At 60.2% G+C, this 11,879-nt stretch carries 10 protein-coding genes; 4 read left to right on the plus strand and 6 right to left on the minus strand.

Annotated features, from left to right (window positions below; genetic code table 11):
* Positions 1-235 (minus strand): FecR/PupR family sigma factor regulator (locus GIW04_RS20760; protein ID WP_236479164.1); only part of this gene is annotated, 235 nt, incomplete at its 3' end.
* 148 nt (positions 236-383) lie between these two features.
* On the opposite strand from GIW04_RS20760, the gene GIW04_RS20765 reads away from it, so the two are divergent.
* Positions 384-653: a PepSY domain-containing protein gene (locus GIW04_RS20765; RefSeq protein ID WP_014718736.1), complete on the plus strand. Its 270-nt coding sequence runs from the start codon at positions 384-386 to the stop codon at positions 651-653.
* Between the two features lie 19 nt (positions 654-672).
* On the opposite strand, the gene GIW04_RS20770 is transcribed toward GIW04_RS20765, so the two are convergent.
* Positions 673-5,814, minus strand: coding sequence for a dermonecrotic toxin domain-containing protein (locus GIW04_RS20770; protein ID WP_236479165.1), 5,142 nt, complete (start codon positions 5,812-5,814; stop codon positions 673-675).
* Between the two features lie 170 nt (positions 5,815-5,984).
* Between GIW04_RS20770 and GIW04_RS20775 the strand changes: the two genes are divergently transcribed.
* Positions 5,985-7,022: an Ldh family oxidoreductase gene (locus GIW04_RS20775; RefSeq protein ID WP_120248232.1), complete on the plus strand. Its 1,038-nt coding sequence runs from the start codon at positions 5,985-5,987 to the stop codon at positions 7,020-7,022.
* Positions 7,023-7,055: 33 nt separating this feature from the next.
* On the opposite strand, the gene GIW04_RS20780 is transcribed toward GIW04_RS20775, so the two are convergent.
* Positions 7,056-7,376 (minus strand): DUF883 family protein, encoded by a 321-nt coding sequence (locus GIW04_RS20780; protein ID WP_003190903.1) that lies wholly within the window; start codon positions 7,374-7,376, stop codon positions 7,056-7,058.
* A gap of 164 nt (positions 7,377-7,540) precedes the next feature.
* Between GIW04_RS20780 and GIW04_RS20785 the strand changes: the two genes are divergently transcribed.
* On the plus strand, positions 7,541-7,795 hold the full coding sequence (locus tag GIW04_RS20785) for a hypothetical protein (protein ID WP_003190904.1): 255 nt from the start codon (positions 7,541-7,543) through the stop codon (positions 7,793-7,795).
* On the opposite strand, the gene GIW04_RS20790 is transcribed toward GIW04_RS20785, so the two are convergent.
* Positions 7,767-8,687 carry a LysR family transcriptional regulator gene (locus GIW04_RS20790; RefSeq protein WP_120248231.1) on the minus strand — a complete coding sequence of 307 codons (921 nt, stop codon included), beginning with the start codon at positions 8,685-8,687 and terminating at the stop codon, positions 7,767-7,769. The genes GIW04_RS20785 and GIW04_RS20790 overlap by 29 nt on opposite strands.
* A gap of 91 nt (positions 8,688-8,778) precedes the next feature.
* Between GIW04_RS20790 and GIW04_RS20795 the strand changes: the two genes are divergently transcribed.
* Positions 8,779-9,705: a carbon-nitrogen hydrolase family protein gene (locus GIW04_RS20795; protein WP_120248230.1), complete on the plus strand. Its 927-nt coding sequence runs from the start codon at positions 8,779-8,781 to the stop codon at positions 9,703-9,705.
* Positions 9,706-9,761: 56 nt separating this feature from the next.
* Here the strand turns inward: GIW04_RS20795 and GIW04_RS20800 are convergent, their stop codons facing one another.
* Both GIW04_RS20800 and GIW04_RS20805 read right to left on the minus strand, forming a co-directional pair.
* Positions 9,762-10,223 (minus strand): LEA type 2 family protein, encoded by a 462-nt coding sequence (locus tag GIW04_RS20800; RefSeq protein WP_057709905.1) that lies wholly within the window; start codon positions 10,221-10,223, stop codon positions 9,762-9,764.
* 12 nt (positions 10,224-10,235) lie between these two features.
* Complete coding sequence (locus GIW04_RS20805; protein ID WP_003190912.1) at positions 10,236-11,666, minus strand: nucleobase:cation symporter-2 family protein; 1,431 nt, start codon at positions 11,664-11,666, stop codon at positions 10,236-10,238.
* Positions 11,667-11,879 lie beyond the last annotated feature (213 nt).

An 11,879-nucleotide genomic window follows, 5' to 3' on the forward strand; every position in this document is an offset into this window, starting at 1 on the left:
TCTTGATTGGGACCACCACCGCCTCAGGCTTGTCGCGGGGCAGGTGGTCGGCCACGTCCCAGATCTCGAGCATGGCCGCATATTCGAAGGCGTGCAGCGGATGAGCATCGTGCCACTGGGTAAAAGCCTGACGTTCGCCCGCTGTGCAATCTGCAGCATGCAGGCGCATGCACCAATGCGCGGCGGCGTCGGTGATGGCGTCATATTCGGTTTCTGAAAGGGGCTTTTCGCTCATTAACTCATCCTGATTTCCCACATTCTAACCTCCCAAGGTAGACGGCGAGAACCGCATCATGGCGATTGCACATCAATTGGAACTTATTCTTGTTTGTGTGCGCCTAAAAATTCAGGAATTAACCTGTCGTCCACTATGGAGTACGAAAATGTTGAAGAAAACCTTGATCGCCCTGTGTGCTACTTCCGCGCTGTTGAGCGCTGGCGCCGCCATGGCCGACAAGCCGGGTGCAGGCTGGATCACCATTGAGAAAGCCATCGAGGTGGCGAAAACCAAGGCCGGCTACATTGAGGTCTACGCCGCTGAAGCGGATGACAATGGCTATTGGGAAGTCAAAGGTCGCAAGTCCGATGGCATCGTGTATGAGGCGCGCATCGATGGCGCTTCCGGTAACGTGCTGCGTGACCAGAAAGACTGATGTTCCTGCCGGGGGCCGCTCAGGCTCCCGGCTCCAGGTAGCGCCCAAGGTGGGTGATCAGGTATGTCACTGAGTCTGCGTTGGCCAGGATGGTATCAATGCGTTTGTCAGGTACCGACATGAAGATGACCCTGGCGTCCTGCAAGGTCTTGGCGCCCGTCGCCTTGAAAATTTTCTTTTCAATTGCCGAGCCTGGCTGGAAATCCTCCCACAGCTCGGTGAGACTGTCTTGAGTCTTGAACAGCATGGTTGCAGGCGTCATCGTCGATAACGCCGTGCTGCGCAGATCTTCCAGGGTGGTTTTAAGCACTGCGGCGCCGGGCCTTTGGATATTGATCAAGTCCGGGAAGGGCCGCATGCTGTCCAGGTAGGCGATGTCTACGGTGTCCAGCTTCAAGTGCGTCAATTCGTGAATCAGCGTACTGGCCCTGGCGTGCGTCGATATGTTGAAGGCCATATTTTCCAGCAAGCGGTTCTGATAAACGTCCAGATTGGGGTCGAAGAAGCGGCTCAGCAGATACAGTTTTCGCTCTCTGTCGGCGGGAATCATGAACGCATAATCCGATGCGGGATCCTGTCGGCTGGTGCCCACCACAAAACGCATGGAATTTGGACCGGTCAAGCTGGGGTCGGTGAGCTCATTGATTATCTCGTCGATTATTTTGGTGACTTTCGAAACCTGGTCCGGCGTCAGGGTGACGACACCGAACATTTCTCCCAAAAAGCGCCCAACCCGGCTGTTCGGGTCGCGTTGTGTGGCGAATTGCGCGACGTTGCGGCGGCAGTTCAGCGCGTAATAAGTCGCAAAGTTCAGCGCTTCGGTGATGGCTTGGGCTTTCCAGTAGGTCAACGCACCGATATCGCGGATGCCCACCGCTTCAATATTGATATCCCGTGCTTCGTTTCGCCATGTCTTGAGGTATGACTGAGCCCTGCCGAAGCGCGGCTCTTGGTCGCCCAGCTCCAGTACCCATATGCCCTGCGTATTGCGACCGATGTACGGCCCAACCTGCTCATCGTTGGCGAGGCGCCAGCGTTGTGCGGCTTTCTTGACGCTATACACCTTGCCGGCCAGCGGCACGTAGTATTTCGAGGCTTTGCGGTCTTCATACACCTGGCTGAGCCTGCTTTTTTTCAGGTCTTGCAATGCCACATCCTGTGCCTCGAACGGCTGCAGCCGGGTGCGCGAAGGGCTGGTGATATGCCAGGTGTCGAGGGTGGTGGCGGCGGGCAGTGACGTGTCTGTCAGCTCGGCCAGCGAGCGCTCCTTTTCGGTGGGCGGTGCAAGGGCGGTGCCGTCCAGCGCACTGCGCAGGGCGGCCATCTGCGCCACGCCCCTGACGAAATCCTTGAGCGCAGCCTTCCACTGGTGCAGTTGCAAGGCGTCGGCCGAGCGCTTGAATAAGGTGTAGCTGCGCCATACCACCAGCGGGTAGGCGAGTTTGCCCGCCATGAACTGTACCGCCGTGGGGATTTCCTTGCCGAACAAGCGGGTCGCATGGTCCCACAAGGTCTTGGCGCCTTCTTCGAATTGGCTTCCCAGCAACTTGAGCAACATCAATGTATTTTCACTGAACGGGGAATGCAGCACATTGCCCGCCACTGGCGATGCGGCCAGGCTGATATCGGAGGGGCGATGGCGACTGTCTTTGAGCAAGTGGCGGTAAGTGGCCTGGTGCGGATCTTCCAGGTGCATAAGCACCCAGTCCTGCAGTGCGCCCGGCCTTTGTATCTCATCGAGCAGGGCCGTTTCATCCGTATATTCCTTGAACACATGTTGTTCGCTGTACGGCGCGTAAAGCACCCATGGTCCATCGCCGGGACTCTGCGGGCCGATCAGGTACACGCCCAGCACTTTGGCGGTACTGGCGCCTTCGGTGGCGATCAGTTCCAGCGGTCGAATCATCGCCGTGGCGCCACTGAGTGAGGCGCGGGCCACGGCGTCCGGCATATCGAAAATCTGTTGCACCAGGCTTAACGCCTGGGTGGAAAGGCGTTCCTGCAAGCTGTGTTCGTGGGCGCACTGCAACGCTTGCCAAGGCAATTGGCGGCAAAACAGGCGTCTGCGTTGGCGCGCATCGTCGGTTTTTGTTTCAAGCTGGCTTCGCACCCGTTGTTGATAAGCACTTTTGAGGTCCAGCTGTCGCACCATTTGTATCACCGCACTGGCGTCCAGGGCTTTTGGTAATGGCTTGGCGGTGCGTGAGCGCGGGCGGATGTGTTGCGCCGTCAGGTTTGGCCAGTGCCGCAAGGCAAAGTCGGTCAGGTTGTCGACATTCACATCGAGCACCGCATGGGTGGGGATCAGGATGTCATCGGGGTTGAGCCCCTTGCCGGGAAAGCGCGCCTCAAGCAGCGCCGTCAGCGTGGTTAAGGCATACGCGCGGATGGGTTGGATGTCATGCAGGTAGTCGTGCTCCTCGCCGGCGTTGTTGCAGTACTGCTCCAGAAGCTCGGCCTGGTGGATTTGCTCCTGAGGCGGCGCCATGCCGAGCCACACCGGCAGTGCCTGCTGGTTGACCATGGCATCGGCCAGCGTGATCGCCCTGCCAAGGTTGGTGGGCGGCGGCTGTTCGATGACGGCGTCCAACCGGTCTTGCAAGGCGCGGGCCCCAAGGCCCATGGATAGCAAGTGATCAACGCCCGCCATGACCGCGTCGTTGTAGCTGTTTACTCGGTCATTCAAAAGGTCCTGATCGATACGTTGCAGCGGCCCCTGGCGAAATGCCTGATGGGGCTCGCGCAAGCTGAACGGCAGATTTTCCAGCAGGCTCAAGCTGTTGATCGGGTGCGCCAGGCGCTGGGTGATTTCATCGCGCAGGGCGTTGATCGAGGCAAAGACTTCGTAGCCCAGGCGCGGGGTCCAGAGCAGCGCCTGGCCCGAGCGCTGCGGGTCGATACCGCCGCGCTCAGTAATCACGAACGTATTGGCCAGCGGTTGTGGCGTATCGACGGCGTTCAAGTCCAACGTCAACCCATAGGCATCCGGCAAAAATCCGTTAAGGCCATGGCGTGTCAAGCGCGACAGACTGTCGGGCTGAAGTAGCGTGTCGAGAATGGCCTGGCTTGTGGGCGCCAGGGTTTTATCCAGCGACCTCAGCTCGGCTTCGCTGCGTAACCCCACCAGCATCGAGTGGGCGTGTTTGGCGTGAGTCTTGACCAGAAACTCATGGGGTTGCTGGCGCATGGCGTGCTTGGAAAACAGCAGCAGGACGCGCTCGATGACGGTGTTGAACGTCTTGAGCGTCATGCTTGGCAATTGCACGAAGACATTGCCTTCGCCCCGCGTATAGAACTTCGTCCTGGACGAGAAGGGCACCGCAGGCGCCTCTTGGGCCAGACGTTCAATGAAGTGCTCAAGCATGCTCAATGACTGCACTGTCGCACGCTCTTCACGCTCCTGGGCACGCGTGGCGTAGGTATTGATAAACACCTCTTCGGCTTTGACTGACTGTTGCTGCAGTTGCAGTTCAGCGTTGAGCGTGTCAGCGACGATGCTACGTAAGGTCGGGTGGTGCGCGCGCTCCATCGCCAGCGCACGCTCAATCGCCCGCAGGTTCTGAAGCTGCAGCCGGGCGCGCTCGGCCTTGACGGTCGTAGGGCGGCCATTACCACGGGTGACCGGATGCAAGGTCCAGCGCCCGTTGGTCTCTAGTGTGGCCAGTTGATTGTCCAGCAAGGCACGTACGTCCAGGGCACTGTCCAGCAGGGCTGTGAGGTCCACTTGGCCATCGCTGCGCCGGTAGATTTCCAGGGCGTGGTTAAGGTTGTCCGTTTGCTTGCGCGCAATGTCTTGTACCAAGGTCACGAACACATTGCCGGGTATCGGCCTTGCCGCGATGGTGATCGGGTCCAGGCCGAGCAGCGTGTCGCGCTCATCCAATGAGAGGAAGTTGAGCCATTCGTCCTCGTAGCCTTCGGCCTTGAGCATGCTCAGTAACCGGTCTTTGAGGTCGTCGAGGTTTTCCAGCACCTGTAACCCGCGCGATTGGGTGTAGAGGTACGCGTGGTGCTCGGTGATCATCAAGGTGCTCGCTGGTTCAACGTAATGTTGATGAGGGGCATAAAGGCGCACCTTTTCCACGCTGAGGTTTTCGGCATGGGCGCTGCGGGCGCTTTGGTCGCTGAGGAACAGGGCCTGAAGTGCGTGGCTTTCCTCGGCGGTAATAATCTCGCCCTGGCGCTTGAGCAACACATCGAGGCGAAACTTCTGCGCCACGCCTTGAGCAAAAAAATCCACGCGCGAGGTGCCGCTGTCGATATCTTCATTCCAGTAGGTCTGCAACAGGCTTTCCAACAGCTTCGAGAAAGTACTGGAGCTTTGTTCGATCAAGGCCTCCCAACGCCGGTGATCTTCTTCCTGTTCGGAGGCAGTGAAGCCAGTGGTGTCATGTTTTGGGTTCGAGTATTCGCGTATCTGCCCTTTGGGCCACCTGTGACGCACATAAAATTGCAGCAGCGCTTCGCTCAAGGTCTGCGAGTTGACCCAACGTGGCGTTGCTTGCTCAGCTTCGCGGGTTAAGACATTGACCCGTGTGTCCCGTTGATCCAGGTGTTTGAAATGGGGGCGGGCCATGACGCTCAGCAGCGTGTCGAGCATGTCAGGCAAGGTCGGGGTTTTTTGCAGGTGGACGAGCATGGCCTTGACGTTATCCAGCTGGCAGGCCTGGAGCATGCGTGCTTGCTCCGGCATGACTTCACCTTCGATGAGCTGAGTGGTCAACACCATGGGCGTGTCAGCGCCCAGCGCATTGCGTTGGTCCATCGACAGGTAGCTCAGCAAAGGGGCGCTCTGCAGTGGGTCTTCCAATTGCTCGATCAATTCGCTCAGCAGGGCAGCGTGGCTGTCATAGACCTGTATGCCGTTATCCGGGGTGTAGAGCAATGCCTTGGCGGCGTCGGGTGTCGGGCTGATCGCGAACGCGCCGGCAAGGGGAATGGGGGGCTTGCCGGAAATGTTGATCAGGACCTTTTCAACACGCATGGGGTGATCATGCCGGCTTGTGTCCTGCCGAGACTCGTCGGTAGCCAGGTAAAGGTTGTACAGCCAATCAAGGTCTTTGGCGGTGAGCCCCAGCGTACGTTCACGAGCAGTGGGCGAGGCTTTGCCTTGGGGTTTGAGAAACTCAGGGAAGAAATACGGGGGCGTTAAGCGAACCACAGCCTGTCTCCGGCGTGCCAGGAAAAGCACAGGGTAGGCAGGCGTCCGTGGTGCAAGGCGGTAAATATTCAGCGCTGCGCACGTTGACAACGCAGAGCGTGCGTGGTGTTTAATCGAGGGTCTGGATGTCCCATTCGTTGCCCCTTCCAATCATAAAAACGGAGCTTCAAATGTCTGCGCAGTCCCCGACAGTTGCCACCGCTTGTGCCTCGATCCGCTTCGCTGAACTGGAGGAGTTACTTCATCAGGTGTTCGTTCGGCACGGCACATCGGCGCAGGTTGCTGCGATTCTTGCGCACAACTGCGCAAGTGCCGAGCGTGACGGTGCCCACAGTCACGGTATTTTTCGCATCCCCGGTTACCTTTCGACGCTGGCCAGTGGATGGGTCAATGGCACCGCCTTCCCCAGCGTGACCGATGTGGCCTCAGGCTTTGTGCGCGTCGATGCGGGCAATGGTTTTGCCCAGCCGGCCCTGGCGGCGGCGCGCCCGTTGCTGGTGGAGAAGGCACGCAGCGCCGGCATCGCGTTGCTGGCAATCCATAACTCCCATCACTTTGCTGCCCTGTGGCCGGACGTCGAGCCGTTTGCCGAGGAGGGGCTGGTGGCACTCAGCGTGGTCAACAGCATGACCTGCGTGGTGCCCCACGGCGCGGATCGTCCGTTGTTCGGCACCAACCCCATCGCGTTTGCGGCGCCCCGGGCCGACGGTGCGCCGATTGTGTTTGACCTGGCCACCAGCGCCATCGCCCATGGCGACGTGCAAATCGCCGCGCGCAAAGGCGAGCGGTTGCCACCGGGCATGGGCGTCGATAGCCTCGGGCAGCCGACCCAGGACCCTAAAGCCATTCTGGAAGGCGGCGCACTGTTGCCATTTGGCGGGCACAAGGGTTCAGCACTGTCGATGATGGTGGAGTTGCTGGCGGCAGCGTTGACGGGCGGCAACTTCTCTTTTGAATTCGATTGGACGGACCACCCAGGCGCGCGCACGCCGTGGACAGGCCAGCTTCTGATCGTGATCGACCCGAGTAAAACCGCTGGGCAAAGCTTCGCCCAACGCAGCCAGGAGCTGGTGCGGCAGATGCATGCGGCGGGGTTGCGTCGATTGCCGGGGGACCGACGCCATCGTACGCGGGCGAAGTCGCAGGAAACCGGGATCGAACTGGACGCGCAGGCGTTGCGCGAGTTGAGGGCGTTGGCGGCGGGGTGAAACAGGCTGCGCGGGGGGCGCAGCCTGAATGGATCAGTTACGGCGACCCAGCAACAGGCCGACCACCAGGCCAAAGCCTGCGGAAATGGCCACGGTCTGCCATGGGTGCCCACCGATATAAGTCTCGGTGGCATCCACGACCGGCTTGCTGCGTTCGCGCACGTTGGACACCGATTCCAGGGCTTGCTTGAGTTTGATGGCAACCTGCTCGCGCAGGGTTTCACCTTCTTCGCCCACCAGGGATGCGCTGCTTTTGAGCAGTTTGTCCGACTCTTCGATCAACGCGCTCAGTTCGCTGAACGCTTGGTCCTTGATTTGCTCTTCGACAGCTTGGGCGGCGGTTTTGCGGGCCATTGAGTGACTCCTTGCAGGTGGATGTGGCAGTGAACAATGGAGTATCGGGGGGAGGCAAAAGTTGCAGTTTTTTTCCCCACACGCTCATCCGAGGCAAAAACCGGATCGGGAACGTTGGGCCTACAGTGTAAGATGTCACCTATTTGTGCAGCAGGTAATTCAACATGAGCTTCAATCTCGCCAACAAGACCCTCGCCGAACGCGCCGAGCTGGAAGATGAAAAGTCGCGCCTCTACGACCTGTGGCAAACCAACCTGGGCAAGGCCAAGGGCGAAGCCGCACGCTTGTTCGGTGAGCGCGCCAAGCGCAAGGGCAAGTGGGCCGAATGGGTACGTGCCGAACTCGACGGCATGTCGCCGCCGGAGTTTTCCAACATGGTGCGCAGTGAAGTCAACAAGCTGATGGCGGCGGCGAAGTAAAGCACGACACAATCGCTTCGCGCACCTTGAGCAGCAACGGGTCCAGCTGAGCTTGGGTACGCCAGCCCAACTCCACCGGGTAATGCGGCAGCGCCAGCGGGCAGGGCAGCACGCGCAGGCCGGTCATTTGCGCAATGGCGTGGGCCGCATGCCCGGGAATGGTTGCTACTGCGGTGCTGCCTTTGAGCAGATACGGCAGCGCGGCAAAGTGGCTGGTGGACGCGCAGACGTGGCGGCGCAACCCGTGCGCCGCCAAGCCTTCATCGGTAATGCCGATAAACCCGCCTGACGACACCAGTACATGCTCGCGTGTGACAAACCCCTGCAGGTCGATGACCTCCTGGCCCGGCGCCAGGCTATGGGGGTCTACCAGGCAACGATAGTCACCTTCCCCCAGCACCTGTCGGCTCAGCCGGCGCTCGGTAAAACCGCCGGCGGTGATGGCCAGGTCCAGCGTGCGGTCGAGCAGGGCGGCGGCGACGATCTGGCTGTAGGTCTGGCGAAAGATCACCCGTAACTTGGGCAGGCGCAGTGCGATGGCCTCCATCAGGCTTCGGCCATAGGCAATCTCGAAGTCATCCGACAGCCCCAGCACCACCGAGCGCCCCTCGTAGTGCAGGTTTTGAGGGCTGATCATCGCCAGGCTCTGGCGGCAGCGATCCAATGCCTCACTGATCACCGGTTTCAACTGGTTGGCCCGCAATGTGGGCGCCAGGCCGCGTCCGGTGCGCACGAACAAAGGGTCGCCGTACAGCTCACGCAAGCGCCGCAAGCCCGCGCTGATCGCCGACTGCGTCACACCCAGGCGCAGCGCCGCACGGCTGGCACTGGACTCGTCGTGCAGGGCTTCGAAGGTTTTGAGCAGGTTCAGGTCAACCTGGGCGATATTCATTTGGCTCATATCATTTAGCACTGAGGTGGGCTTTATTCATGATCGATTCTGGCCGGAGAATAGGCAACCCCTATCTATCGGAGTGAGCCTGATGCCTGTATCGACTGTCGCAGCCTTGCAAATCGGCGCCTTGCCTGGCGGCAAGGCTGACACCCTGGCGCAGATCCTGGCCTATGAGGAGCAAATCCAGCGCAGTGGCGCACACTTGGTGGTTATGCCCGAGGCGTTGCTGGGCGGCTATCCAAAGGGCGAAAGCTTTGGCACGCAATTGGGGTATCGCCTGCCCGAAGGCCGGGAAGCCTTTGCGCGGTATTTTGCCAATGCCATCGACGTACCGGGGCCGGAGACCGAGGCGCTGGCCGGGTTGTCGGCGCGTACCGGTGCCAGCCTGGTGCTGGGCGTGATTGAACGCAGTGGCAGTACGCTGTATTGCAGCGTGCTGTATTTCGAACCCTCGGGCGGCCTGGTGGCCAAGCACCGCAAACTGATGCCGACCGGCACCGAGCGGCTGATCTGGGGCAAGGGCGACGGCTCGACCCTGCCGGTGATTGACACCGCGGTTGGGCGTATCGGCGGCGCGGTGTGCTGGGAAAACATGATGCCGTTGCTGCGCACCGCGATGTACGCCAAGGGCGTCCAGGTGTGGTGTGCACCCACCGTGGACGAGCGCGACATGTGGCAGGTGAGCATGCGCCATATTGCCCATGAAGGGCGTTGCTTTGTGGTCAGCGCCTGCCAGGTGCAGGCATCGCCTGAAGCCTTGGGTGTGGAGGTTGCCAACTGGCCGGTGGACCGTCCGTTGATTGCCGGCGGCAGCGTGATCGTTGGACCCATGGGCGATATTCTGGCGGGGCCGTTGGTGGGCGAAGCGGGTTTGTTGACGGCGCAGATCGATACTGATCAGTTGGTGCGGGCCCGCTACGACTACGACGTAGTGGGGCATTACGCCAGGCCGGATATTTTTGAATTGGTGGTCGACGAGCGCGCCAAGCCAGGCGTTCGCTATATCACTGACTGAACGCAATCAACCTGTGGGAGCAGGCAAGTCAGCTCCCACATGTGGTTTTCAGCCACTTACCAGGTGGCAGTGTTCGGTAAGTCCAGGGTGCCACGCTCCACAAAACGCATGGTGCCAAACAGGCCACCCGCCAATTTGCCGCGCAGCACGTAGGGCAGGTTGTTCAGGCTTTGGGTCTGGCTAAGGCCCAGGGTCTGGCGCAACACCGAAAACGCCGAAACGCTGACCGGCACCATCAGCACGGTCTCGGAGAAGCGTGGGATGCTGCCAGCCTGATCGCTGACGCCTGCGGCCAGTGGCCGGCCATTGACCTCCAGGTCCAGGGCCACGCCGTTGTAGTCGATTGCCGCTTCATTGGGGTTTTGCACCCGCAGCTTCACCGCAAAGCGCACTTCCAGGTCCTGGCTTTGCAGCGGCTCGATGCCTACTACATTGATGTTCACCGGGTCGCGGTTGGGGAACAGTGCGCAGGCGCTCAAGGTCAGCAGCAACAGCGATAGAACCATGAGCTTGCGCATAAAGAAATGCTCCTACTTTGGGGTGACGTCCGGGTCCTGCATGACCTTGAGGGTAGAGGACTCCGGCTCGAATTCATCTTCTTCCAGCTCTATGAACTCTTCGGGCAGGAAAATGTTCAGCAGGATTGCACAGAATGCGCCCACGGTGATCGGCGATTCGAAGATGTTGTGCAGCGCCTTGGGCAGCTCGCGCAGCACTTCCGGCACGGCGGCGACGCCCAGGCCCATGCCGAGGGAAATCGCCACAATCAGCACATTACGCCGATGCAGGCCCGCTTCAGCGAGGATCTTGATGCCGGCCACGGCCACGGTGCCGAACATGATCAGGGTCGCGCCGCCCAGTACCGGCTTGGGCATCAGTTGCAACACCGCGCCGATCATCGGGAACAGCCCCAGCAGCACCAGCAGGCCGGCGATGAAGTAGGCCACGTAGCGGCTGGCCACGCCGGTCAATTGAATCACGCCGTTGTTCTGGGCGAAGGTCACCATCGGCAGGCTGTTGAAGGTGGCCGCCATCGCAGAGTTGAGACCGTCGGCCAGCAGGCCAGACTTGATACGCTTGATATACAGTGGGCCCTTGACCGGTTGCTGGGAAATCATCGAGTTGGCGGTCAGGTCACCGGCCGCTTCCAGGGGCGAAATCAGGAAGATTACCGCCACCGGGATAAACGCCACCCAGTCGAACGAGAAACCGTACTTGAACGGCACGGGCACGCTGATCAGCGGCACCTGGGGCAGAGCGGCCATGTCGACGCGGCCCAGCAGCCACGCGACTACAAAGCCCAGGGTCAAACCGATCACGATCGAACCCAGGCGCAGGAACGGGTTGTTGAAGCGGTTGAGCACCACGATGGTCAGCAGCACCAACGCCGCCAGGCCCATGTTGCCCGCCGCGCCGAGGTCGCTGGCGCCATAGCCGCCGGCCATGTCGGTGACCGCCACCTTGATCAGCGACAAGCCCATCAAGGTGATGATGGTGCCGGTCACCACCGGGGTGATCAGTTTGCGCAGCTTGCCGATGAACTGGCTGAGCACCACTTCGATAAACGCTGCGAAAAAGCAGATGCCAAAGATTGTCGAGAGAATCTCATCGGTGCCGCCGCCCCGGGCCTTGACCATGAAGCCTGCGCTCAAAATCACGCTGATAAAGGAAAAGCTGGTGCCTTGCAGGCACAACAGCCCCGAGCCCACCGGCCCGAAGGTGCGTGCCTGTACAAAGGTGCCAAGCCCCGACACGAACAGCGCCATGCTCACCAGGTACGGCACTTCGCTTTCCAGCCCCAGTACGCCGCCCACGATCAGCGTGGGCGTGATGATGCCGACAAAACTCGCCAACACATGCTGCAACGCGGCAAAAATCGCGGCGGTGAAGTGCGGGCGGTCTTCGAGGCCGTACATAAGGTCGGATTTATAGCGCGGGCGGGGGGCTTGAGCGTCAGACAAAATGATGGCTCGGGTCAGAAAATGGAGGCGCAGGATGCCAGAAAGTGCCAGGCGCCTGAAGTGTAAAAAAATATTTATAAAGACCCGGCGGTCTCAAGGAGCAAGTGCAACACCTGAGGTAAGGTGTTGCGATGAAAAAGACCTACAGCCACTTGAATACCGAAGAGCGAGTGACACTGATGCTCATGCGCCGGCAAGGTGACAGCCTGAGGG

This window comes from Pseudomonas sp. PA-4-8C (genome assembly GCF_021606625.1).
In the GTDB taxonomy this organism is placed as follows: Bacteria; Pseudomonadota; Gammaproteobacteria; order Pseudomonadales; family Pseudomonadaceae; genus Aquipseudomonas; species Aquipseudomonas lactis.